The 24,048-nt window shown below is 40.9% G+C and carries 23 protein-coding genes and 1 tRNA gene; 17 read left to right on the top strand and 7 right to left on the bottom strand.

The features are described 5' to 3' along the window. Positions 1-184: 184 nt before the first annotated feature. Genes istA through TOL2_RS09980 form a run of 3 tightly spaced genes read left to right on the top strand, consistent with a single transcriptional unit; the run spans position 185 to position 2,603 of the window. Positions 185-1,624, top strand: a complete 1,440-nt coding sequence (gene istA / locus TOL2_RS09990) for an IS21 family transposase (RefSeq protein ID WP_083863884.1) — start codon at positions 185-187, stop codon at positions 1,622-1,624. Next, a complete protein-coding gene (gene istB, locus TOL2_RS09985; protein WP_014956934.1) occupies positions 1,621-2,370 on the top strand; it encodes an IS21-like element helper ATPase IstB in 750 nt (249 codons plus the stop codon). The genes istA and istB overlap by 4 nt, the downstream gene beginning before the upstream one ends. After that, positions 2,370-2,603, top strand: a complete 234-nt coding sequence (locus TOL2_RS09980; protein ID WP_041279361.1) for a hypothetical protein — start codon at positions 2,370-2,372, stop codon at positions 2,601-2,603. The genes istB and TOL2_RS09980 overlap by 1 nt, the downstream gene beginning before the upstream one ends. A 178-nt stretch (positions 2,604-2,781) precedes the next feature. On the opposite strand, the gene TOL2_RS24850 is transcribed toward TOL2_RS09980, so the two are convergent. After that, entirely contained in the window at positions 2,782-3,099 is a 318-nt protein-coding gene (locus TOL2_RS24850; protein WP_158406094.1) for a hypothetical protein, read from the bottom strand. Positions 3,100-3,153: 54 nt separating this feature from the next. Between TOL2_RS24850 and tnpA the strand changes: the two genes are divergently transcribed. The 3 genes from tnpA to tnpC are packed head-to-tail and all read left to right on the top strand — an operon-like array spanning position 3,154 to position 5,395. Further along, the gene (gene tnpA, locus TOL2_RS09970) at positions 3,154-3,474 is read left to right on the top strand and encodes an IS66 family insertion sequence element accessory protein TnpA (RefSeq protein ID WP_014956142.1); all 321 of its coding nucleotides are present in this window, start codon (positions 3,154-3,156) and stop codon (positions 3,472-3,474) included. Then, positions 3,471-3,818 (top strand): IS66 family insertion sequence element accessory protein TnpB, encoded by a 348-nt coding sequence (gene tnpB / locus TOL2_RS09965; RefSeq protein ID WP_014956143.1) that lies wholly within the window; start codon positions 3,471-3,473, stop codon positions 3,816-3,818. Before tnpA ends, tnpB begins: the two co-directional genes overlap by 4 nt. Before the next feature lie 44 nt (positions 3,819-3,862). Continuing rightward, positions 3,863-5,395 carry an IS66 family transposase gene (gene tnpC, locus TOL2_RS09960; protein ID WP_014956144.1) on the top strand — a complete coding sequence of 511 codons (1,533 nt, stop codon included), beginning with the start codon at positions 3,863-3,865 and terminating at the stop codon, positions 5,393-5,395. A gap of 276 nt (positions 5,396-5,671) precedes the next feature. Here tnpC and TOL2_RS09955 read toward each other — a convergent pair whose 3' ends face one another. The 5 genes from TOL2_RS09955 to TOL2_RS09930 form a co-directional block, all read right to left on the bottom strand. Next, positions 5,672-5,983: a hypothetical protein gene (locus tag TOL2_RS09955; protein ID WP_148278093.1), complete on the bottom strand. Its 312-nt coding sequence runs from the start codon at positions 5,981-5,983 to the stop codon at positions 5,672-5,674. 230 nt (positions 5,984-6,213) lie between these two features. Continuing rightward, the gene (locus TOL2_RS09950) at positions 6,214-6,813 is read right to left on the bottom strand and encodes a hypothetical protein (protein ID WP_148278092.1); all 600 of its coding nucleotides are present in this window, start codon (positions 6,811-6,813) and stop codon (positions 6,214-6,216) included. Between the two features lie 172 nt (positions 6,814-6,985). Further along, a complete protein-coding gene (locus TOL2_RS09945; RefSeq protein ID WP_014957358.1) occupies positions 6,986-7,810 on the bottom strand; it encodes a hypothetical protein in 825 nt (274 codons plus the stop codon). 139 nt (positions 7,811-7,949) lie between these two features. Then, complete coding sequence (locus TOL2_RS09940) at positions 7,950-9,281, bottom strand: ISNCY family transposase (RefSeq protein ID WP_014957357.1); 1,332 nt, start codon at positions 9,279-9,281, stop codon at positions 7,950-7,952. Positions 9,282-10,623: 1,342 nt separating this feature from the next. Continuing rightward, positions 10,624-10,700 (bottom strand) — tRNA-Arg (locus TOL2_RS09930). Positions 10,701-10,844: 144 nt separating this feature from the next. On the opposite strand from TOL2_RS09930, the gene TOL2_RS09925 reads away from it, so the two are divergent. The 6 genes from TOL2_RS09925 to TOL2_RS09900 all read left to right on the top strand — a co-directional run bounded on the left by TOL2_RS09925 (position 10,845) and on the right by TOL2_RS09900 (position 17,230). Next, the gene (locus TOL2_RS09925; protein WP_014957356.1) at positions 10,845-11,804 is read left to right on the top strand and encodes a sigma-70 family RNA polymerase sigma factor; all 960 of its coding nucleotides are present in this window, start codon (positions 10,845-10,847) and stop codon (positions 11,802-11,804) included. A 61-nt stretch (positions 11,805-11,865) separates the two neighbouring features. Beyond that, a complete protein-coding gene (locus TOL2_RS09920; protein WP_014957355.1) occupies positions 11,866-13,632 on the top strand; it encodes a tetratricopeptide repeat protein in 1,767 nt (588 codons plus the stop codon). Beyond that, the gene (locus TOL2_RS09915; protein WP_014957354.1) at positions 13,625-14,386 is read left to right on the top strand and encodes a hypothetical protein; all 762 of its coding nucleotides are present in this window, start codon (positions 13,625-13,627) and stop codon (positions 14,384-14,386) included. The genes TOL2_RS09920 and TOL2_RS09915 overlap by 8 nt, the downstream gene beginning before the upstream one ends. A 62-nt stretch (positions 14,387-14,448) precedes the next feature. Continuing rightward, positions 14,449-15,321 carry an Mrp/NBP35 family ATP-binding protein gene (locus tag TOL2_RS09910; protein ID WP_014957353.1) on the top strand — a complete coding sequence of 291 codons (873 nt, stop codon included), beginning with the start codon at positions 14,449-14,451 and terminating at the stop codon, positions 15,319-15,321. An 18-nt stretch (positions 15,322-15,339) separates the two neighbouring features. Continuing rightward, positions 15,340-16,509 (top strand): deoxyguanosinetriphosphate triphosphohydrolase family protein, encoded by a 1,170-nt coding sequence (locus TOL2_RS09905; protein WP_014957352.1) that lies wholly within the window; start codon positions 15,340-15,342, stop codon positions 16,507-16,509. Beyond that, positions 16,502-17,230, top strand: a complete 729-nt coding sequence (locus TOL2_RS09900; protein ID WP_014957351.1) for a UPF0280 family protein — start codon at positions 16,502-16,504, stop codon at positions 17,228-17,230. Before TOL2_RS09905 ends, TOL2_RS09900 begins: the two co-directional genes overlap by 8 nt. A gap of 42 nt (positions 17,231-17,272) precedes the next feature. On the opposite strand, the gene hutH is transcribed toward TOL2_RS09900, so the two are convergent. Further along, a complete protein-coding gene (gene hutH / locus TOL2_RS09895; RefSeq protein WP_014957350.1) occupies positions 17,273-18,805 on the bottom strand; it encodes a histidine ammonia-lyase in 1,533 nt (510 codons plus the stop codon). 226 nt (positions 18,806-19,031) lie between these two features. On the opposite strand from hutH, the gene hutU reads away from it, so the two are divergent. From hutU to TOL2_RS09870, 5 genes are all read left to right on the top strand, one after another. After that, complete coding sequence (gene hutU / locus TOL2_RS09890) at positions 19,032-20,735, top strand: urocanate hydratase (RefSeq protein ID WP_014957349.1); 1,704 nt, start codon at positions 19,032-19,034, stop codon at positions 20,733-20,735. Between the two features lie 131 nt (positions 20,736-20,866). Further along, positions 20,867-22,105 (top strand): imidazolonepropionase, encoded by a 1,239-nt coding sequence (gene hutI, locus TOL2_RS09885; protein ID WP_014957348.1) that lies wholly within the window; start codon positions 20,867-20,869, stop codon positions 22,103-22,105. A 326-nt stretch (positions 22,106-22,431) separates the two neighbouring features. Beyond that, positions 22,432-22,623, top strand: a complete 192-nt coding sequence (locus tag TOL2_RS09880; RefSeq protein ID WP_041279400.1) for a CooT family nickel-binding protein — start codon at positions 22,432-22,434, stop codon at positions 22,621-22,623. After that, positions 22,623-23,189, top strand: coding sequence for a M23 family metallopeptidase (locus TOL2_RS09875; RefSeq protein ID WP_014957347.1), 567 nt, complete (start codon positions 22,623-22,625; stop codon positions 23,187-23,189). Before TOL2_RS09880 ends, TOL2_RS09875 begins: the two co-directional genes overlap by 1 nt. A 421-nt stretch (positions 23,190-23,610) precedes the next feature. Next, the gene (locus TOL2_RS09870) at positions 23,611-24,027 is read left to right on the top strand and encodes a DUF1049 domain-containing protein (RefSeq protein WP_014957346.1); all 417 of its coding nucleotides are present in this window, start codon (positions 23,611-23,613) and stop codon (positions 24,025-24,027) included. Positions 24,028-24,048 lie beyond the last annotated feature (21 nt).

The following is a 24,048-nucleotide window of genomic DNA, read 5'->3' as shown; positions in this document are numbered from 1 at the left end:
TTACTGGCAAGGGCTACACCCAACATAAATAGACATATTGTGATCAGCGTCATATATAATACCCGCCGAACGACAATTAAAATTCCTGAAATATAAATCAAAAAAATGGTAAAAGCCGCCAAATCTTATGAAAGGAGAGATTTGGATGGTAACGGACCAGCAAGTGAGGAGGTTATTCAAGTTGATTCAAACTGAAAAAAATTTCGGGATAGCAGCAATGAAAGCAGGTATGGATGAAAAAACGGCTCGAAAGTACCGTAAAATGGGCAAATTGCCAAGCGAACTTAAACAGGAGCATAACTGGAGAACACGTAAGGACCCGTTTGAAGACGTATGGGATGGTATCAAAGGAATGTTATCAATAAATCCGGGGTTGGAAGCCAAAACCATTTTTGAGGATCTTCAAAGAAACCAGCCAAGCCGATTTGCCGATGGGCAGTTGAGGACCTTGCAACGGAGGATAAAACATTGGAGGGCAACAGAAGGACCGGGTAAAGAAATTTTCTTCGCTCAAATTCATAAGCCGGGCGAATTATGCCAGTCTGACTTCACCCATATGGATGAGCTGGGCATCACCATATCCGGCGTTCCTTTTGATCACATGATTTATCATTTTGTTTTAACCTATTCCAACTGGGAAACCGGTACCATATGTTTCTCCGAGAGTTTTGAAAGCCTGAGCCAGGGCCTGCAAAATGCTTTATGGGAATTGGGCGGTGTACCGTATCATCACCGCACAGATCGCTTGGCTGCCGCTGTCAACAAGGAGACCCACCCGGAAGAGTTCACCCGCAGATATCAGGATCTTGTCGACCATTACGGTCTGACTCCTTCTAAAACGAACCCGTCCAGCCCCAATGAAAATGGTGATGTGGAGCAGCGCAATTACCGGTTCAAAAAAGCCGTTGAACAAGCCCTGTTATTGAGAGGTCACCGGGATTTTAAAGACCGGGAAGAGTATGAGAGTTTTCTGTCCAGGTTGTTTGGGCAACTGAATGCCGGCCGAAAAGGCCGCCTTGCAGAAGAAGTGGAACTCCTGCATCGGCTCCCCAAACGCCGGATCGACTCATGTAAAAAACTGGATTTAAAAGTCGGTCCCAGCAGTACCATACGAGTCAATCACAATGTCTACTCAGTGAACAGCAGGCTCATAGGAGAAAAAATACAGGTTCGTCTTTACATGGAATGTCTGGAAATCTGGTACGGACAGAAAAAGATCGACACCTTGCCACGGTTACGGGGTGAGGGGAAGCACAAAATCAATTACCGGCATATCATTGACAGCCTGGTCAAAAAGCCGAGGGCGTTTGAAAACTACCGCTATCGTGATGCCATGTTTCCCACCAGCCGTTTCCGGATTGCCTATGACTATTTAAAAGAACGCTATACTGTTCAAAGCGCTGCCTCAAGATATTTGAAGATTCTATACCTTGCCGCAAAAGACAGTGAAGTGGCTGTAGACAGTGCTCTGACGGTTTTAATAAACGAAAGCCATGAAATCAGCAAAGATGCGGTTCAGCGCCTTATGGAATCCAATGCCCCTGTTGCCGGACCAGATGATATCCATATTCCGGCAGTTGATTTAACCCTTTATGACAAACTTCTCAAGGAGGTGGCAGCATGATGAGTGATCATGACCAGATCATGAACCATCTCAAGAGTCTCCACATGCCGACCATGCGCCGCAGCTATGAAGAAATGGCAGATCAGGCCCGGGCGGAGTCATGGGGGTATGAACAGTATCTTTTACAGCTGCTGAATCTTGAATGTGAAGTGCGGTGGCAAAACCGGATAGCACGGAACCTGAGGGCATCCAAGCTGCCACCGTCAAAGACCTTTGAAAATTTTGATAAAAAACGCCTTCCCATAAAGGTCGCTAATCATTTGAATGTACTGATCGACGGCTCTTTTTTAAGCCGATCTGAAAATATTTTGGCCTTTGGGAATCCGGGAAGCGGGAAAACCCATCTGTTGTGTGCCATTGGCCATGAATTGATTGCAAAAGGAAAGCAGGTCCTTTTCATCTCATGCAGCCAGCTTGTTCAGGAGCTGCTGATCGCCAAAAGGGAGCTTGAGTTGACAAAAAAGCTCAAAAGCCTCTCCAGGTTTGATGCCGTGATTATCGATGATATCGGATATGTCCAGCAAAGCCGGGAAGAGATGGAGGTGCTGTTCACCTTCCTGGCAGACCGGTATGAGCAAGGCAGTCTGATGATCACCAGCAATCTTCCCTTTTCCAAGTGGGAACAGATTTTTAAAGATCCGATGACGACGGCTGCGGCTATCGACAGGCTTGTTCATCACAGCATTATCTTTGAATTGAATGTTGAGAGCTATCGCATGGAGCAGGCCAAAAAGGAGGCAAGATAATGTTCGAACACGATATGGAAACAGCATATACCAGGGAAGAACTCGTAGAAATTGTCAAAATGATACGGCTGCATTTATACAATAGAGGCCTGCACTGTGGCGCCAGGGTTATAAGGGAGGAAATGGAGAATGAGAATATCCAGCCAATACCTTCTGTGAGAACTATTGGGCGTATATTATCACGACATGGCCTAACACATGGCAGAACCGGTTTTTATAATAATCCTGTTTAAAAACAGATGAATAATAAACGGCCATTTTTTTATGCGAAAATCACATATTTTTTTTGTAAAGCGTTGTACGGTTATCTATAATCTTTGAATGGCAAGGCTTTCGGGTTTTTTTATTTAAAAAGGAGATGGTATGCGTGGAGGATATAGAGGAAAACCAAAACCGAAATTGCCGTCACATCTAAAGCGTGTTCATGTGAATGCCCGCATCCAGCGGTGGATGCTTGATGAGCTCAAAAAAAGAGGTGAGGTTGGGATAATTTTGGAGGATATATTGATTAAAGCGGGTTTCAAGTATCAAGCAGAAAAATGAAGAAAAACAATATGCCTCCGGCGGCCCTACGGGGTATTTGTTCCGCGCTAAGGCGCGGGGATTTAACGCATGAAGGACAAAAACATGGGGGGAAGGGCAGAATACATTGGACAGCATACTGCCCCCCATGTCTTCGTCACCAGTCACGGCGCTCGGGTTGCTTCGTAAGCGGTAATTAAACCCCATCTACTAAGGCCTCCAGATTTCGCTTAATATTTCTTCTCAAAAAGGAGGTGTGTATTGAGCAAATCGTGGAAGAAAATAAACGAAGAAAAGGCAATATTCTGGAAAACACATATCGATCAATGGACTGAATCCCGCCTGTCCCAAATAGAGTACTGCCGCCAGAATGGCCTGAGGCCGAACAGGTTCACCTATTGGAAGATTAAATTCGGTAAACCAAATCAGCCCACAGGACTGGTTCAGGTTCCTGTGCCGACTCACTTTTGTCAAGCAGGGCTAAAACTGAATATAGGCCGGGAACTGCAAGTGGAAATCCCCGACGGTTTTAAGAAAGAAACCCTTGAGCAGGTGCTTTCTGTATTGAAGGCTGTCCAATGATGAATTTTCCGTCAGACACCAAGGTCTATCTATTCTTAGGCGCAACGGATATGCGCAAAGCTATTAACGGATTGTCCGTCATTGTCAGTGAACAGATGCAACTTGACATATTTTCCTCCAACTTGTTTGTATTCTGCAACCGGACGCAGACCATTTTAAAAATTTTATACTGGGATAAAAATGGCTTCTGTATGTGGCAGAAACGTCTTGAAAAAGACCGTTTCAAGTGGCCGAAAACATCTGACGATGTCATGAATATTACCAGTCGAGAGTTGTCCTGGTTAGTTGACGGCCTGAATATAAATCAGGCACATAAACCCTTGAAATATTCCATGATTTATTGATGTTAAAACTATGAAAAAGCCCGTGGTTATGGTATATACAGTCCATGACTAAAGGCAAGGTAAAAGGTAATCGGAATCTGGATGAAGTGAAGAAAATTGCTTGTGATTTGATTGATGAGAATCAAATCCTTAAAGAGCAGGTTAAATCACTTCAGAATATGATCTTTGGTCGCAAATCAGAGAAAACGCCTAAAGATGACGGGCAAATGTCTCTGTTCGATATGCCTGAACCCGAACTTCCTATCCTGGAAAAAGAGGAGGAAGACGTAACGATTGGTGAACATACCCGTAAAAAACGTGGCCGCAAGCCTTTACCCGCCGATCTTCCCCGTATAGATGTTATACATGAACTCAGCGAGGATGAAAGACAGTGCAACTGCGGTTGCCTTAAGGAACGCATCGGCCAGGAAGAGTCAGAACAACTGGACTATATCCCTGCCAAAGTAAGGGTACTTCGAAACATCCGGTATAAATACGCCTGCAAAAATTGTGAAGGTGTGGAAGACGACGGCCCCACCGTGTCAATTGCCAGGATGCCTGAACAGATTATCCCCAAAAGCATTGCTACCCCGGGCCTTCTGGCACATATTCTGACCGCAAAATTTGCAGATGCCCTGCCGTTTTACCGTCAGGAAAAGCAATTTACCAGGATCGGTATTGAACTTGGCCGGTCGACCATGTGTACATGGGCCATGAAAGTCGCTGACGCCTGTGATATTCTAATCGACATGATGCAAAAGGACATACTGGCAAGCCCGATGATTGGTGCTGATGAAACACCTCTTCTGGTCTTAAAGGGCCCCCGGAAATCAAAATCATATATGTGGATTTTTAGAGGTGGTCCGCCTGATATGCCAATTATTCAATTCCAATATCATCCGACACGATCCGGAGATGTTGCCGCATCATTTTTGAATGGATACAAAGGCATTGTTCAGACGGATGGCTATAAAGGATATGATTTTCTGGACAAAATAACAGATATCATTCATGTGGCATGCTGGACTCACGCCCGCAGGGGATTTAAAAATGTAACAAAAGCTGCAGGGAATAAAAAGAGTTCATCGGGCAATGCCGGCACCGCTTTAAAGTATATCAGTCTGCTTTATAAAATTGAAAAAGAAGCCCGGGTGCAGGAATTAACGCCTGACCAATTATATGCTCGGAGGCAAAAAGAAGCGGTTCCAATTTTAGAAGAGTTCAAGAAATGGCTTGATGCAAGAGTGGAAAAAGTTCCTCCCAAAAGTCTGCTTGGCAAGGCGATCCATTATACTCTCAACCAATGGCACAGGCTCATCCAATACACGACCGACGGAATCATCAGGCCTGATAACAATCTGGTTGAAAATGCCATCCGACCTTTTGTGGTCGGACGAAAGAATTGGCTTTTCTCGGACACCGTTAAGGGTGCCCGGGCCAGTGCACTGATTTACAGCTTGATTGAAACAGCCAAATCAAATGGGCTGGAGCCATATTGGTATCTCAAATATCTGTTTGAACACTTGCCTGAGGCTATGACGGAAGATGATTTTAAGGCGTTGCTTCCATACAATGTCGATAAAAAACAGTTGGCTTGACCTTCCGCCCCCTGAGTGGGGTTAAAACATCGCTTACGTTGCTTCCCAGCAGTTGCCCTATCCTCCAGACCGGCGTGAGGGATATTATCAATGTTACAAAAAATATCAAGTCAATAATGAAAAAAAATATAAAATCAGCAGGTTATAAAGGAATGAGAAACGGGAATTTTAATTGTCGTTGAAGGAAAAAAATATTTGTCGTTGATCAATATTGGACACTTCACACACCATCCTTTTAACTCCGTAGTTCACAGGCCGTGTAAAGTATGAGGTTAGCTAATCCTGCATTAAAATGTGTCGCTCAAGTTTGTTGCATTCATTAAGCATTGCAAATTCTTCTGCATATTTCCCATCTGGAATAGACAATTCAAAATACCGTTCATGGACACGGTGAATAATGACAGCTTTCCTTCTGTAATAGATATATCCAACAACAATAAGTGCGTTGAGTAAATATACAACAGAAGATTTCATACCGAAATCAGGAAAAATAATCAGATTCATAATGACGAATACAATTGCCAATCGAACGGGTTTTAGTAAGTGGGCTAAAAAATTGTGCAGTCGGCAGACAGGGTATGAAATCATTTTAGTTCTCGACAATATTTCAAACCACAATATTTTATATTGAAAGTCATATATTGTTTTCTTCTTATAATTATGGCGATATAAAGTTTCGGCCCCGCACCATGCACACCTTGTGGGCCATTTTATTACTTTATCATGAAATATTCCAAAATGAATTCGCATGATTTAAAATCCTTATTAAGCAACCTATGAACTGTGCAGCGCGGATTTTCGCGTTCGCACAAGAGACATTATATACATCTTATTTTGTCCATGGGGAATTGAATTTCATTAATTACTTCTTGGCCTCTATACACCCTAATGCCACTTATTGGCAAACCGATTGTGGCAATCAGCTTCGCAACATAAGGTGCTGGATCTGTGTTGGCTGGTAATACATCACGGATACATTCGTTATCTTTGTAAATGTACATGATTTTAATTGTGTCTGAAGCATTCTCATCAACGCCTGGAGGTATTGAATATGCATTGGCAAAAATAGACATACCTTTAACACACCAGCCTTGATCCTCATTATCTTTAACCCAATGAGGTGCGCGTTTTCCAACATGATTATAAATTTCAATTATAGCCTTCCGTGCAGTAATAATAGCTTCGTCGGCAACACTTGCATCAGGAAATAAATCAGACTCCTGAGAAAACCTGTGAACACAATTCTTTCTAAGTCCCTGCAAATTTAAAACTTGCTGCCATATTCCCTTACCCCAATCCAATTTTGAAAAGGACTTTTTCTCTATCGCATGATTCAGATTATTCTTGAAACTATATGAAATTTGTGGTTCTTCGAGAGCTTCTTGACAGGCAATTTCAAGAGCAATCCAAGATGTCATAAGCGTCCATCGAACATATGTTCCTCGGTCCCATCTATTTTTTGTCTCATGGGCAAGGGCTCGGGCGTGAAGGGCATCAGTCCAAATATGGTAATGGTTGTCTTCTATTAATTTAAGGATTTTTTGCCTCACATAAAATATAAAAGGGGAACAGTCGCCTTTTTTGTGTTTTTTAATTCATAGAAACCGCAGCAATTCTTTTAATTGTTACTTGTTCTGCTTCAGTTAAATTGTTAATCTCCTTCTCTGTGAACCAAAATCTTGGTAGAGGATAGCGACCAATGCACCACATCCTGAAATTCTGCTTAGTGATGCACATATCATGAAGACCTCGGGTGATTGTATCATTTCTGCGGTCAGGTGCATCATTAATTAATGAATTAATGGCTTCTGGGAAAAATCGATTTCTAAAACCACCTGTCGGCTTATGCTGTCCATAGCTATCAATCATTGAAGTGTGGTTGATTATTAACGGACACCTCAAACCTTCGGGATCATTTTTGGTGCCTTCCGCCATTTTTCTGGCTACGGTCCAAATATTGGCATCAATCTCTTTTGCCCACAGATCAGCCACTTGAAGAAATTTCAACACTTGCGTTTCATGATAAATGTTGAATATATCAATATTAAAGGCATCCCCCTTACTACCAGATAATGGTTTGTCGCAAACATTGCAGCGCCAAAAATTTTTATCAATTTGTGATATTGGAGAAACTAATTTAGATTGATTTAAACAACTGGGACAAATTTTTTGATTTGGATATTTGGGGTGTGTATAGTATCCAGGGGGATCAACAAAAACAAATTCTTCTAATGGAGGTATATTTTTATTTGCCTTTGAATTTTTATTTTTTCTAATGATAATCCAAATAGAAATTAAAAATAATATTATGGCTATAGATAGCATTGTAAAAAGGTCTAACGGGAGAAGAAAGACAACAATTATCCCACATGCAATGCTTGTTAACACCGTGATAGAAAAAACAGACCAGTTCAAACTCTATTATCCCCAATATATCCAAGGTATAAGTATTATTTTTTCGCATCTATAATAAACAATTCAGTATCAAGTGGGGTTGTTGATGTAAAGAAGTATTTAATTATATCTGACACTCCAGCAATTCTAAATTTGACGATTAACCGGAATTCATTTTAATATCAGTTATATTCAATTCAAGCTGTTCTGCCATAAAGTTTATCAAATGCTTCCAGTTATCAAAATACAAGTACTTTGTTAATGCTTTAAAATCATGAAAAAAAATTTTTCTTACGGAAAGTGCTTTTCGGACTGAAAAATATGTTTTATCCATAAATTCCAGGAAAATATGGCTTAAAAATGCCAAAAGATTCAGAGTTAATAATGTAGAAGATAAAAATTTTTTCCCATGACCATAATTATGTTCAAGATGATATCCTTTGGTTTTAAGAACGTTATTATTTTCATTTTCAACTTTCCAACGCGCTCTTCCCGCTTGAATTATTTGTTCAACGTTTGAGTCGTCTATAATGAAATCTGTAATGAATGAATTATAATAACAGGTTTCCTGCGTCTTTGTGTTGGTTATGGTAATGTCTGCCCAATTAACATGGAGAACATTTTCTCCATCTTTAACAGGTAAGTTATTAAAGTAACGAAGAATTATTTTTTCATGGTATTTCCCATTCCAACGCCTGCTGGAAATAGATGAGACATCATTGCTTTTGATAAAACCATCTAAATATTCATAGAGAGTCTTGTGTGAATCCGGCTTACAAACTAATATGAAATGGAACCCTTTAAGAAGCAATTGTTTGCAAAACGGCTCTCTTGAAAAAAGATCATCCCCTAAAATAATAGATTTTTCATCCGCCATATGGGCATTTCTCTCAATCCATCTTTTGGCAGCATTAAGTTCACAATCTTGTTTTTTTGAACCATCTTGGGGAATAACAAATTCAGGCTCAAGCGGTATCACTGTTGTGCTGCCAGGCTGTGTTATAACAGGTGTCAGCACTTTATGAGAATATGACACTTTACCGTTCTTATGATGTGTAACCGTACAATTTTTACAATGTATTTTGGAAGATCTGAAGTACTCCGTACCATCAATTACGACCAACAGGCAATCCTGAAAGAACCTGTATCCACCCAAGTGACCGGACTCTTCAATTTTTGAATAACAATCTGAAAATACAGAATAGAAATTATCGGGCGAGACCCCATCTAAAATATTACGGATTTGATTATCTGATGGTATCTTTTCAATTTTGAACAAACTTTCAGCGTTGCTTTTGCCCTTCGCTTGTTTCATGGAATTCTGATATGACAAAAAGGATGCGGATTGACTGAAAAACATTGAAAAGGCTCCTAATACGGCATCTTTCACCTCATAGGTTAACGCAGGACTAAAAGATCTATAATCGGGTAACCGGTCAAATGTATTATGAAGTTTGTCTATAAACCAGTCAAAATTGGAGCTACAGTTCATTGATATCCCATTATTTTTTGTTTAATATCATGGTTTGATCTCAATCTTAGGTATTGATCAATTGCTTTAATTTAAACACACTGTGTCCGAATAGTTGATTATAAGTTAAAAATCAAGATCTTATTGATTTTGCTTCAAATTTAAAATTGCTGTCTGACACTCAAGATAACTTCCATTAACCTTAATTCTGCTCAGGTGTTGAATAATGGTATTATCAGTCGCCCAAGCATATTTCAAAAAAGTATTCAATAACAGAAGTATTGTGGAGGGAGATTATTCCACATTCTCACTGTGGACTACATCAATATTGAAATGTTCCCAATGTGGAATTTAAAACCCTGGACTATTATTAAGAATCTGGGAGTGGGAGATTTTAAAACTGGAAACTTGTATCAATATTTTCTCAGAAGGATCAATATAAGTTCTGTGGGGCAATTCCAAGAATTGGTACAAAATGTACCCATTCTTAGCACTCTCCTCAGCGGATTGTTAAATTTTTACCTTTGAGTAGAAAGGGAGCCGTCCAAATTCGATCCGGGGGGTGGGCCTGGGATCGATGGGGGGGTCTGGGTCATTTTGAGATTGGACATGGCACCCTGGAAAAGCAGGAACCGATTGTAGGAAAAAATTATTGCATTTAAAACCGAGAATGATATAGCGAATAAAAAAAGTTGTACAGGAGTTGTACAAAACACTCCAAAAAATAAAAAAAGGTTTTGACTGAATCGCCAAAACCCTCTGCTGTTGTGGTGCCCAGGGACACAATTGAACTGCCGACACGGGGATTTTCAGCCCCTCTGTCTGAGTAGTGTAACTTGTGGTTTAGAAATAGAAAACCACATTAAAATAACCCTGAAAGCCTTTATTATCAGTGGCTGGGTGACTATGATTCGAACCCCCGACCTATGGATTCGAAGTCTGCGGTTTGTATCTTAATAAATAATAAGCATCGAGAATAATTATGGCTCAATTCCAAAAAGGTTCAGAAAAAATGTAAAGGGTGCCCCTTACGACAAAAAAAAATGGAATCTCCCCTCTTTGATTTTCTCAGCACATGTCATTATTTTAATGTTCAATAAAGCCATTAATATTTAACATCCAAACAATCATCAGCGGCCTTCGATCATAATAAAATAAATCCAGTCCTGAAAAATAAAATCAAATATCATCTATAAAACATGCTGGGAGCCTGGAACATTCTGCATATTTTAAGTTTTATTTCAGTAAAATGAATTAGATATTTCATTTAGTTTAACAACAATAATGGGGACAGGGTGGGGACTGGAACAACAGTCAAACAAAAAAGGTCTTCAGCTTTTAGTTGAAGACCCTTGATTTTAAATGGTACGCCTGGCAGGATTCGAACCTGCGACCTACGGATTAGAAGTCCGTTGCTCTATCCAGCTGAGCTACAGGCGCAAACAAAAAGAACTTCTATCAAATTCATTTTAAATTGTCCACAAAAAAATGCCGCATTTATTTTTTTTATGCAAAACATATTGCTTTTATCAATATTATGGTATGGTGTATTAATTTTTATCAAAACATCTTAAGGTATATTGAATGACAAAAAAGATCGACCAGGAGAACAAAAACAAAGAAAGATTGACAAAAAAAGATTTTCTGATTCCCATACAAAAGGCAAAAACTTCAAACTCAAAAGCACTTGTAAAGTCAGATCCTATTCAAAGCTATCTTAACGAAATAAGCAGATACAAGCTGCTTACAAGAGAGCAGGAAATTGAGCTTGGAAAAAGAATCCAGGAAGAAGAAGATCAGGAAGCGGCATATATCATGACCACATCCAATCTGCGGCTGGTGGTTAAAATTGCCCTTGAATTCCATAGAATATGGGTTCAGAACCTTCTGGATTTGATCCAGGAAGGCAATATCGGACTTGTGAAAGCCGTCAAAAAATTTAACCCGTATAAAAATGTTAAATTTTCATATTATGCATCATTCTGGATAAAAGCCTATATTCTCAAATTTATCATGGATAATTGGCGAATGGTAAAAATAGGAACAACTCAGGGGCAGCGCAAATTGTTTTTCAGACTGAAAAAAGAAAAACAACGACTGATTGAACAGGGATTTGATCCAAAACCCAAGCTTTTGTCAGAACGGCTCGGGGTGTCGGAAAAAGAAGTGGTTGATATGGATCAGAGATTGGCCAACTGGGATTTGAGCCTTGATGAACCGCTAAAAAATGATTCAAATACGGAAAGAATTGAATTCATAAATGTTGAGTCTGATTCATCAGAAGAACAGGTTGCCAAAAAAGAAATTGAAGATATTCTGCATACCAAGGTCAATGAATTCAAAAAGTCCCTTAACAATAGAGAACTGGATATATTTGACAGAAGAATTTTCTCAGACAGCCCTGAAACCCTTCAGGAAATAGGTGAACAATACTCCATATCGCGCGAACGGGTAAGACAGATTGAAAACAATATCATAAAAAAAATGAAAGCCTTTTTCAAAAAAGACATGCCTGACTTCGATATGTATGACCACAGCACGTAAAAGATAACTTGCCATCATTCATACTGCAATTTGCTATCATTAAAATAAGGTAATACGAATTATGAAAAAAAGTCTTGTTTTTATCCTTCTCATTTTTATACCGGTTTTTTTTCTTGCCGGCTGCACACAATTAAAAACAAGCCGGCAGCATTCTGAATTTCAAACCGTTAAGACAAACAATTCAAACGAAGAAAACTATCTGTCTTCAAATTATTACTACCTTGAATCAAGGTTACACATTCAAAACAAAAACTTTCAAAAAGCCATTGTTTCTCTGGAAAAGGCACTGACCCAAGATCCTGGTTCATTTATTTTAACCCAGGATCTGATCTGGTTATACCTGAGACAAAACAATAACGACAAAGCATTTGAACTCTCGGAAAAACTGGTACTGGAAAATCCTGATAATGTAGATGCGCTTCTGCTGCTTGTACAGTTAAAAAAGGATTCACTTGATGAAAAAAAACTGGTGGAAATTTTAAACCAAGTTATAGAGCTTGACCCTAAAAACAAAGAAATATTTCTTCGTCTTGGCAAAATACATATGGACAAGGAAAACTACACAGAAGCCCTGATATTGTTCAAAAAAATGGTGGACCAGTTCCCTGACTATTATGTAGCAAGGTTTTATCTGGGCCAGGTCAATATGATTCAAAAGCATTATGATCTTGCGAAAATCCAGTTTTTAAAAACAATTGAACTTGAACCTGATCTTTTAGAGCCAAGATTTCAATTGATAGAAATCTACAACACTGAAAATATCCCGAACGAGAATAGAACGGATAATAGACAAAAAATCATTGAGACCTACAAGGAAATACTTGAAATAGAACCGGATAATAATCGGGCACAATTAGGGATGGCCCTGCACTACTTTAAAAACAACAGAAAAAAACAAGCTGAAAACCTTTTTTTAGACCTTGGCCGGGACATTGAAACCAATTCCAGGCTTGTCATGGTTGCAGTGGACGAATATCTTTCCGGTCAAAAATATGAAGATGCCGTCATTGTCTTTTCCCAAATGCTGAAAGCAGACCCTGACAACTCTACTTTGAACTTTTTCACGGGCATGTCCTATGAAGCTGTCGGGGACTTCAAAAAAGCTATTTCTTACTATTTAAAAATAAAACCAGACCACTCCCAATATAAGAAAACCATTTTAAATATTGCCATGCTTTACAAACGTCTCGGAGAAGAACTGTCTGCCAGAAACTATCTTGAAGACAAATACAAGCTCTTTCCAAAAGATATTGACATCATCATCTATCTGGCCTCTTTTTATGAAAAGGACAACAACTATGATCAAGCCATTGCCCTCTTTAAAAAAGGACTGGAAGATTCTCCTGAAAACACATCTTTATTATTCAGGCTTGGCGCATTACAGGACAAGGCGGGTTTTGCAGAAGAAAGCATGGTCACCATGAAAAAAATCATTGAGATTGATCCAAAGGATGCCAGCGCATTAAACTACCTGGGATATTCATATGCGGATCGGGGTATCAAGCTTGATGAAGCCCTTTTGCTTCTTAAAAGGGCATATGAACTAAGGCCTGATGACGGGTATATCACAGACAGCCTGGGCTGGGTTTATTATAAGCTTGGCCAATACCAAAAAGCTGTGGAACACCTTGAAAAAGCAGCACAATTAACGTCCTTTGAAACCATTATATCCGATCATTTAGGGGATGCTTATCAAAAAACCGATCAATTTAAAAAAGCTCTTGAAACCTATAAAAAAGCTTTGTCCAATGCCAAAGATGAGGACAAAAACAAAATCCTTGAACTCAAAGAAAAAATCAACGCTGCCCGGAAGAAAATAGATGAATAACCAAACCCTTTTATCAAGAACAGTTTGTATCATTGCGGTGATCCTTACGATCTCAGGTTGTGCATCCATTCGGCCTGAAACAGATCCGTTACTCGACAAAAAAGCATTAAGATTCTCCAAACAGGCAAAATCGTTAAATCGACACATTCTGGCAAGCAAGGGAAGCGGCTGGGCAAAACTTGAAACCAAAACCCGCGTAGAAAAATTCAGAATTGCATGGGCTGCAGTATTTCCCGATAAAGTCAGGATCACCTTTCTTTTATCCGGCCTGCCCATAGAAACCATTATTACCAATGGAGAAAAAATAACTTTTTTTTCACATACAGGGGAACATTCCAAATACTCATATAATTCAAAAAATCCTGATATGGAAAAATATATCCATGTTCCGGTCAAAATGTCTGAACTGATATTGCTTTTATTGGGACGGTTACCACTAAAACCATTTGATGATGCATATTTTTCAGTAGCGGATTCTTCCTTATCCACACTTATATTAAAACAAAAATGGAAAAGAACAGCACAGCACCTCCATTTTAATAACAATGGAAATGTTGATGAGCTGATATTCACAGATCCTGGCGGAAAGTTATTATATCAAATAACCCCCACAAAATATAAAGCATATGATTTTGGTGATATTCCCATAAAAATTGAGATTCAAGACACAAATGAAAGAAAACTGACACTGGGAATTACAGACTTTATTGCCAACCCTCCCATAAAAGAATCTGTATTCCTGTTGACAGAATAAGGATAATGATCATTATTACGGAGTGATATGCTAACGATATTTCTCAAAGGAGATGTTATAAAATGATTCATGAAAGTGTTGACAAAGCCAAAAAGGGAAGCAGCTGCCCGTCACAAAGCGGTGGCCAGAATATGGATGCCAGACAGCAACAAGAAGAAATAGCAATTAAGGCTTCTCTTTCAAAAATAAAACACAAAATTTTTGTCTTAAGCGGTAAAGGCGGAGTTGGGAAAAGCAGTGTATCTGCCAACCTTGCAGCCAGCCTTTCAAAAAAAGGGTATAAAACAGGCCTGATGGATGTTGATGTCCACGGCCCATCCATTGCCCAGATGCTGGGACTGACAGGAATTATGGATATTTCTGAAAACCAGCTTTTGATTCCCAAACAGGTCAATGGAAACCTTAAGGTTGTTTCCGTCCAGTCATTGATGCAGGACCAGGACCAGGCCATTATCTGGAGAGGCCCTGCCAAAACAGGTATGATCAAACAATTTGTCAGTTCAGTGGACTGGGGAGAGCTTGATTTTTTAATTATTGATGCGCCTCCGGGAACCGGTGATGAACCCTTGACCGTTGTGCAGACCATTCCCGATGCTTTGGGCGTCATTGTGACCACCCCCCAGGAAGTGGCATTGGCAGATATCAGAAAATCCATCTCCTTTTGCAAGACGGTTCGTTTAAAAACCCTTGGAATTGTAGAAAATATGGCTAGTTTCAAATGCCCGCACTGCAACGAACCCATTGACCTGTTCAGTTCAGGCGGTGGTGAAAAAACAGCAAAAGCCCAGGGTCTTACATTTTTAGGCTCCATACCTTTTGACAATCAGGTGGTCGTCTCAGGAGACAAGGGTATTCCCGTGATGTTCCAGGACGAAGAAACTGAATTTACAAAAGCATTTGAAACCATAGTGGAAAACATTACCAAACAATTGTAGTCAAGTGTAGTTACGCTATTGGATGATAATTTTAAAAAAGCCGGGGAACTAAAAGATCTTCTTAATCTCAGAGAAAAGGAAAATCTTTGTTCCCTGGCCTGTTTCAGTCATAATGCCATCAGACGACGCAAAGAAAAATTCACTGAAAACGAATACCGCCAGCAATTTTCCTCAGATGCCGACCGTATTTTAAATTCCCTTGCATTTACACGGTATATTGATAAAACCCAGGTCTTTTCCCTGATCAATAACGATCATCTCACCCACCGGGTGATCCATGTTCAGCTGGTCTCAAGAATTGCAAGAACCATTGGCAGGTATCTGGGATTAAACGAAGACCTCATTGAAGCGGCAAGCCTGGGCCACGACATCGGCCACACACCATTCGGGCATGACGGCGAGCGTTTCCTTTCAAAACTGACCCATAAACATGGTGCCGGTTTTTTTCATCATAATATTCAAAGTATTCAATTTCTCGACAGGATTGAAAAAAAAGGCAAGGGCTGGAATTTAAGCCTTCAGACCCTGGACGCCATCCTCTGCCATGACGGGGAAACCCACTCACGACAACTTGTTCCTCAAAAAAACAGGTCGTTTAAAGAATTTGATCAAATGGTGAACACCATGAAAACAAAGGCTTCCTTTGAAGCCATCCCAATGACCATGGAAGGTTGTGTGGTCAGAATGGCCGATACCATCGCTTATATCGGCCGGGACCTGGAAGATGCAATCCGGTTGGGCCTGGTAAAAAGAAACGACATGCCAAAAAGTTGCAAACAGATACTGGGCCGGACAAACGGCACAATTGTTTATACCCTTGTGACCGACCTGATCTCAAACAGCCTGGATCAGCCTTTCATCGGATTTTCCGAAACAATTTCCGCTGCTTTAAAACAACTGAAGGAATTTAATTACCGGCATATTTATACAAACCCCGTGATCAAGAAACATTTGTCTTCCATTGAGGATATTTTTTGTTTTCTCTTTAAAACCTATCTGGCAGATCTGGAAAACGGGACCAAAAAATCTGCCATTTTTACGGATTTTTTACACGGCATGTCACCCGAATACAGACAAACCCATTCAAACCCTGAAATTGTAAGAGACTATATATCGGGAATGACTGACTCCTGTTTAATCCGTCAGGCACCCGATCATTTAAAACCGGATTCCATTGAACATGTTTGAAAATCGTATTTATCGCAGACAGCATCAAAAAAAAGGATTGATATCTTTTGATATCACGGTAAAAGAAACCAATTTGAACATCCAGGCTGAGACCGACCTGACCGACAAAACCATAAAATCCGTATTAACCTGTAGAAATTATATTGAAACCTATATAAATCTGCATCCTGAATTTGCAACATCCATGACCCCTTTACAGAACTCAAGTCCTGCACCACAAATAATACGGGATATGATAAAAGCTGCAGAACTTGCAAATGTCGGCCCCATGGCAGCTGTAGCAGGCGCTGTGGCAGCCGCTGCTGGAACATCATTATTGCCGTACTCAAATGAAATTGTTGTGGAAAACGGGGGAGACATTTTCATTAAATCCGATTCAAAAACCATTTTCAGTATTTATGCTGAGAACTCTGTGTTCAGCATGACCACGGGTATCCAGGTAGAAAAAAGAGATACGCCATATGGACTGTGTACTTCTTCGGGCACACTGGGGCATTCAAAAAGCTTTGGCAAAGCTGATGCAGTTACAGTGCTGGCAGATTCATGCCCGTTGGCGGATGCTGTGGCCACAGCACTGGGCAACCGGATCAAAAAGGCAACAGATATTAAAGATGCCATTGATACCGGAAAAACCATACCGGGTGTCCAGGGAATTGTTATCATTAAAGGCGACAATATTGGGTTATGGGGAGATCTCAAGATCGTTCGACTGCCCGATTAATATGATTGATAACGCCCACAGGACCCAACACCCAGATCAGTATCAATACAACCCGCCGACTTTATCCTCAACAGCCTTGACAATACTGCCGTCTTGGAGCAATTCTTTTACCCTGGCAATATCTGATGCAAGAATCCGGTCTTCGGTCATGTAGTCAACCTTGCTTCGAATAACTTCATATGCTGCCAGAGTACCTTTTCCGGCTTTCATATTGGTGAACAGATCAATTCCCTGGGCAGCACATAAAAGTTCAATGGCAATAACTTCTTCAGTGTTGGCCACAATATCCCTGCACTTTCGCGCGGCAATAGAACCCATGGAAACATGGTCTTCCTTGTTTGCGGAAGTGGGAATGGAATCAACCGATGCCGGATGGGCAAGCACTTTATTTTCCGACACAAGGGAAGCTGCCGCATACTGGGCAATCATGAATCCTGAATTCAAGCCGCCGTCTTCAACAAGGAATGCCGGAAGACCTGAAAGCTGAGGATTTACAAGCCGTTCTATCCGCCGTTCCGAAATATTGGCAAGCTCTGCAATGGCAATACCCAGAAAATCACAAGCAAGTGCCAAAGGCTGACCATGGAAATTACCGCCGGACAGAAAATCATTTGATTCCGGGAAAATCAGGGGATTTTCCGTGGATGAATTCATTTCAACCCTGATAACCTTTTCCACATAAGCAAAGGCATCCCAGGAAGCCCCGTGGACCTGAGGAGAACATCTCAAGGTATAGGCATCCTGAATCCTTGAACAATCGTGATGAGAAGAGATGATCTCTGAACTTTCCGTAATCCTGAGCATATTATCGGCAGCCTTGATCTGACCTGTATGGGGTCTTGCACGATGAATTCTCGGGTCAAAGGCAGATCTTGTACCCATGAGGGTTTCAAGGCTCATGCCAGCGGCGATATCTGCATGTTTGCAAAGATTCAAGGCATCATGGAGGGCAAGGCACCCAAGTGCAATCATGAACTGTGTTCCATTGATCAGGGCAAGTCCCTCTCCCGCCTCAAGCACAATTGGTTTGATCAATTTTTCCCTTAACGCCCCGGCACCCGACATCCTTTTTCCATCCACAAAGGCTTCTCCCTCACCAATCAATACAAGGGAAAGATGGGCCATGGGAACAAGGTCTCCGCTTGCACCCACAGAACCCTTTTCAGGTACAACAGGTATAATGCCTTCATTTAAAATTTGAGCAAGTTTTTCAATGGTTTTAAGCCTCAACCCTGAATTCCCGCGACAAAAATCATTTACCCTCAATGCGATCATGGCCCGGACCACATCATCTTCCATGGGTTGACCCATCCCGGCTGCATGACTGAACAATATATTTTTTTGAAGTCTTTTTGTATCTTCACGACAAATCGCCACATCCGACAAAGCGCCAAATCCTGTGGTGACACCATAGATCCTTTTCCCCTGCCCTACCCACTGGTCAACCAGATCTCTTGCCTTATTGATCCTTGATTCAGACTCAACAGATATGGTTATGCCTACATTGTTTCTGGCGATCCGGACCAGATCTTTGAGAAAAAAATCTTTTCCGTTTAAAACAATTTGATTTTTCATTGTTCCTGCCCCCGCATGAATTTAAGAAACCGGTTCATATTTTGACCCAAGCATTCTTGTATCAAGTATATTTGATACAAATATGCTTGATACAACCATTAATTCATCTGTCCAATCATAGCGATAGTTGTTGACTTTAAAAACCACTTGATATCATATTTATACTTGTAAAAACGAGCAGTATCCATTTCAAACTCAAATGTCAACCATCTTGAGAGGGAAAACAATGAATAACAGGGAAAAACTTTTAACAGACCTGAAGATCGGATGCGGGGTTGCCCGTCCTGTCCGAGCGCCCCGGGGCACACAACTGCACTGCAAGGGCTGGCAACAGGAAGCAGCCCTGCGCATGCTGTGCAACAATCTCGACCCTGATAACGGTGAAAACCCGGATGAATTAATCGTCTACGGCGGTCTTGGCAAAGCTGCAAGAAACTGGACCTGCTTTGATGCCATTGTCAGAACCCTGCTGGATCTTGAAAATGATGAAACCCTGCTGGTACAGTCGGGAAAACCAGTGGGTGTATTAAAAACCCATGAAAATGCACCACGGGTACTGATTGCCAATTCAAACATCGTTCCCCAATGGGCCAATTGGGACACATTCCATGAGCTGGACAAAAAAGGGCTGATCATGTATGGACAGATGACAGCGGGTTCATGGATTTATATCGGCACCCAGGGCATCCTTCAAGGCACCTATGAGACCTTTGCCTCCCTGGGATTAAAACATTACAATTCCGATTTGACCGGTAAAATCGTCGTTACAGCAGGACTTGGCGGAATGGGCGGGGCACAGCCCCTTTCCATTACCATGGCAAACGGGGTGGCCATCTGTGTTGAGATTGACCCTGACCGCATCAAAAAAAGGCTTGAAAAACACTACCTGGACATTGAAGTATCACATCTTGACAAAGCTATTTTTAAAGCAAAAGAGGCGGCAAGAATCGGCAAACCGCTTTCCATCGGCCTGTGCGCCAATATCGGAGATATCCTGCCTGCCATGATACAAAAAGGCTTTGTCCCGGATGTAATCACCGATCAGACAAGTGCCCATGATGAACTAAACGGATATTTCCCCCAAGGTCTGTCCTTTAAAGCCGCTTTACAACTTCGAAAAACCGACCCTGAAAGATACAAGGACATGGCTCTTAACTCCATGGCCGATCATGTTAGGGCCATTTTAGCAATACAGAAAAAAGGAGCTGTTGCCTTTGATTATGGAAATAATTTAAGGGCCCAGGCCATGAAACGGGGAGTTGACAATGCCATGGATTACCCGGGATTTGTTCCGGCCTATATCCGGGAGCTTTTTTGTCAAGGAGAAGGGCCTTTCAGATGGGCAGCCCTGTCCGGAGATCCTGAAGACATAAAGGTAACTGACCGGGAGCTTGTCAAACTGTTTCCTGAAAAAACAAAAATGATCAACTGGCTGAAAATGGCCGGGGAAAAAGTGGAACATATGGGACTTCCCACAAGAATCTGCTGGCTGGGATATGGTGAACGGGAAAAAGCCGGTAAATTGTTCAATGATCTGGTCAGGGACAAAAAGGTCAAAGCCCCCATTGTTATTGGCAGGGACCATCTGGACTGCGGATCTGTGGCATCCCCCTATAGAGAAACCGAAGCCATGAAAGACGGGTCTGATGTGGTGGCGGACTGGGCTTTATTAAACTGCATGAGCAATGTGGCATCCGGTGCCACATGGGTTTCCTTTCATGACGGAGGAGGCGTGGGGATCGGATATGCCCTCCATGCAGGCCAGGTCACAGTGGCTGACGGCACCTTGGCAGCAGAAAAAAGAGTGACAATGGTTCTTAGAAATGATCCGGCCACCGGTATTATCCGCCATGCCGATGCAGGATATGAAACCGCCATTGATGTGGCCAATACAAAAGGTGTCAAACTGCCCATGATCAATATGCATTAAAAACATTTTTTACCATGAAGGTCATGAAAAAAATGAAGGAATTATTATTTTTTGCCAACTCCGAAAGTTGAGTAAATGATTAAAATCAGAAACAAGACCCCAAAAAAAACTAACATGGAGCCTGAAAACCATTGAAAAACCTGCTGCCGGATAAAATCGATACTCTTTTTATCAATTGTCACCTGGCCACCATGGCCAACACTTCCCTTTGCGCGATTAAAAAGGGTGCCCTGGCTGTCACCGGTAAAACCATTTCATGGGTGGGTAAAGAAAAAGAGCTGCCAAAAAATTTTAAAGGCAGATGCCAAAAAATTATCGACTGCAAAAACGGCTGGATTCTGCCGGGCTTTGTGGACTGCCATACCCACCTGGTCTGGGCAGGCTCCAGGTCCAATGAGTTTGAAATGCGACTTGCAGGAGCCACATATGAAGAGATTTCAAAAAAAGGCGGCGGCATCTTTTCTACAGTCAAAGCCACGCGCAACGCCTCAACAGAACACTTATTCGGCCTGGCCGCAAAACGTGTAAACGCTTTGTTGAAAAATGGTATCACAACAATTGAAATCAAATCCGGCTACGGGCTTAACCTTGAAACCGAATTGAAAATACTCAAAGTCATCCAGCGCCTGGACAACCACTTCCCTCTGCACATAGAGGCAACGTTTTTAGGGGCACATGCCCTGCCCCAAGAATTTGTCAACAACCCGGACGGTTATATTGATCTTGTAACCCGAACCATGCTGCCGAAAGTTAAATCCCAGGCCATTGCAACAACAGTTGATGTATTTTGCGAACATATCGCCTTTTCCCTGGATCAGACCCAAAAAGTGTTTGAAACGGCAAAGGATCTTGGATTGAATATCAAACTTCATGCAGAACAATTATCCGATTCCAATGGTGCTGCTCTTGCCGCACAATTCAATGCCCTGTCATGTGATCACCTGGAGTATCTGTCTTTGTCCGGGGCACAAAAAATGGCCCTTCAGAATGTGACTGCAGTTCTTTTACCCGGTGCCTTCTACTTTTTAAAGCAAACACAAAAGCCACCCGTGAATATCTTCAGGGATCTTAAAATTCCCATGGCCCTGGCCACGGATCTGAATCCCGGTTCCAGCCCGGTTCACTCCATGACACTCATCTTGAATATGGGCTGTATGCTGTTTGGCCTGACCTGTGAAGAAGCTTTGCTTGGAGCCACCATAAACGGCGCAAAAGCCCTGGGTCTTGACTGTTCAAAGGGCAGCCTTGAAACCGGCAAGGATGCCGATCTTGTGGTCTGGGATATTGATACCCCTGCAGATCTCTGTTATCTTGCCGGGCTGAGTCCCAGTAACATTGTCATGATAAAAGGTCTCATACACCACGACTAACCGCGTAATTAACCTATGATTCAATCATATCAAACAAAATAAAAGCAATTAAAAGAAAAGCTTTTCAAGTCACATTCATTTTGGCCCTGATAACAGAATATAGTTAACATTTGAAAACCATCCATATAAATTGTATATAGACAATGCATTTAAAAAATTTAAACAGGCTAAGGAACGCAAATTAAATAACATGGAAAATCAAATGACAAAGAGTTGTTTCCGGCCAAAGGCCTTTCATGCTCTTCAAGTCCTTCATGGTAAATTATGATTAACTTATTTAATTTTTATTCCTAAATATAAAATAAAACAGACAAAGGAACAAAACAATGTGTGAATCCAATGTATACTTAAAAAAAGACAATAACGAAGAATTGATTATGGAAAATGTTGCAGCCATCTCTCCGATTGGTGAAGACACATTTATTTTAAAAGGACTTTTGGGAGAAAGCATGGAGGTCAAGGCTATTATTGAAGATATTAATCTCATGGGACATAAAATCATCCTGAAAGCCCTGTAATGAGCAAGTTTTCAGACTATCTTCAAGTCATTTCCCAAGTCAATGATCTGGCCAGCGGCCTGGGAAACGACCAATCCGTTCAATGGCTTTTCCATTGCGGCATGCTCTTTTCCACCAAGGATAAATGGTGGGGGGATTTCAAATTCCGGCATGCCGTCCATGAAGGGATAGACATTACCTACTTCAGAACAGACCCGGATAATCTACAGGTCTTTGATGATTCCATAAAAGTTCCGGCAATGGATAACGGGATTATTGTAAATATCTGTGATGATTTTCTGGGTCAGACCCTTGTGATTGAACATGAGAATTCATTTGTTTTTAATCGACGAATCCTTTTTGTATATGCTCATATCATCCCTGAAAAAAGGTTAAAAATCGGTCAGACTATCGAAAAAAGTGAGGTTATTGCAAAGGTATGTAATACCTGTAAAAATCCGCAATTACCTCCACATCTGCATTTTTCCTGTTTTGAAGCATCGCGGCAGGTTTTGCCCAAGCATCTTAACTGGAACTTTTTTTCAGGAGGCCGTGACGTCAATTTGATTCACCCTGTTTTTCTTTAACAAATAATTATTGGGGAAAAAATTTGAATTTTGTTCCCCAATAACCAAATACTGTTCTTAAATTAAGTATTTAAGCCTGTTTTATATAACTGCCAAATGCAGACATAGTGTTATAACTTTAGTTTACCCATAACAAAGATTGAAAGTTACTTTTGGGATTTTTGAAGACTTTCATATAAAACGGCTATGGCAGATTGACCTGTCAAAACAAGCAATAAAAAACAACTTATTTCAAGAGGTTAGAATTTCTTTCAAATAAAACGAACATCGCAGACCAAACTGCCAAAGCATAAAATAAAAGAGAGCTAATTCCAACAAGTTAGAAGTTCTTTCATATATAAAAAGAAGAATTGAAAAAAAAGAAGAATTGATCTATGATCACAAAAACTTAATAATTTTGAATTGAATATGGAGCAGACCAATGAAAACAATTAAATATATTTTGTGGTTTATTATCATAGCAACGCTTGGAATCTTGATTTATCAAAATTTAGAGTATTTCATGACAACTGTTTCCTTAAAATTTGATCTTAAAGTTGCTTCCTGGAACTGGACAATACCGGAACTTCAAAACATTGCCTACTTTGGAATTTGCTTTCTTCTGGGTCTTATAATTGCCGGCATCAAAGGGTTTGCTGTGAAACTTCGATTAAAAAAACAGATCAAATCAAAGGACGCTGATATTGCATTGCTTAACGAACAGGTACATAAACTGAAAGCCGATCTGGGCGTGTTTCAGCATGATCCGTATATCAAAAAAGAAATGAAAGAAAAAACAGTTGTCGATCCACCTGAAAATGACAACAAAAAAGGCGACAAATCCGGTACTGCGGATTGATTCTGCTTAAATAAACCTGCC

This window comes from Desulfobacula toluolica Tol2 (assembly GCF_000307105.1).
Classification (GTDB): Bacteria; Desulfobacterota; Desulfobacteria; order Desulfobacterales; family Desulfobacteraceae; genus Desulfobacula; species Desulfobacula toluolica.
This window is presented reverse-complemented; position numbering and strand designations above follow the sequence as displayed.

Coding starts and splice junctions, on each gene's coding strand:
- istB (WP_014956934.1), top strand. CDS start 1,621: ATGATGAGTGATCATGACCAGATCATGAACCATCTCAAGAGTCTCCAC.
- TOL2_RS09980 (WP_041279361.1), top strand. CDS start 2,370: ATGTTCGAACACGATATGGAAACAGCATATACCAGGGAAGAACTCGTA.
- TOL2_RS24850 (WP_158406094.1), bottom strand. CDS start 3,099: ATGGGGTTTAATTACCGCTTACGAAGCAACCCGAGCGCCGTGACTGGT.
- tnpB (WP_014956143.1), top strand. CDS start 3,471: ATGATGAATTTTCCGTCAGACACCAAGGTCTATCTATTCTTAGGCGCA.
- tnpC (WP_014956144.1), top strand. CDS start 3,863: ATGACTAAAGGCAAGGTAAAAGGTAATCGGAATCTGGATGAAGTGAAG.
- TOL2_RS09955 (WP_148278093.1), bottom strand. CDS start 5,983: ATGATTTCATACCCTGTCTGCCGACTGCACAATTTTTTAGCCCACTTA.
- TOL2_RS09950 (WP_148278092.1), bottom strand. CDS start 6,813: ATGACATCTTGGATTGCTCTTGAAATTGCCTGTCAAGAAGCTCTCGAA.
- TOL2_RS09940 (WP_014957357.1), bottom strand. CDS start 9,281: ATGAACTGTAGCTCCAATTTTGACTGGTTTATAGACAAACTTCATAAT.
- TOL2_RS09925 (WP_014957356.1), top strand. CDS start 10,845: ATGACAAAAAAGATCGACCAGGAGAACAAAAACAAAGAAAGATTGACA.
- TOL2_RS09920 (WP_014957355.1), top strand. CDS start 11,866: ATGAAAAAAAGTCTTGTTTTTATCCTTCTCATTTTTATACCGGTTTTT.
- TOL2_RS09915 (WP_014957354.1), top strand. CDS start 13,625: ATGAATAACCAAACCCTTTTATCAAGAACAGTTTGTATCATTGCGGTG.
- TOL2_RS09910 (WP_014957353.1), top strand. CDS start 14,449: ATGATTCATGAAAGTGTTGACAAAGCCAAAAAGGGAAGCAGCTGCCCG.
- TOL2_RS09900 (WP_014957351.1), top strand. CDS start 16,502: ATGTTTGAAAATCGTATTTATCGCAGACAGCATCAAAAAAAAGGATTG.
- hutH (WP_014957350.1), bottom strand. CDS start 18,805: ATGAAAAATCAAATTGTTTTAAACGGAAAAGATTTTTTTCTCAAAGAT.
- hutU (WP_014957349.1), top strand. CDS start 19,032: ATGAATAACAGGGAAAAACTTTTAACAGACCTGAAGATCGGATGCGGG.
- TOL2_RS09880 (WP_041279400.1), top strand. CDS start 22,432: ATGTGTGAATCCAATGTATACTTAAAAAAAGACAATAACGAAGAATTG.
- TOL2_RS09875 (WP_014957347.1), top strand. CDS start 22,623: ATGAGCAAGTTTTCAGACTATCTTCAAGTCATTTCCCAAGTCAATGAT.
- TOL2_RS09870 (WP_014957346.1), top strand. CDS start 23,611: ATGAAAACAATTAAATATATTTTGTGGTTTATTATCATAGCAACGCTT.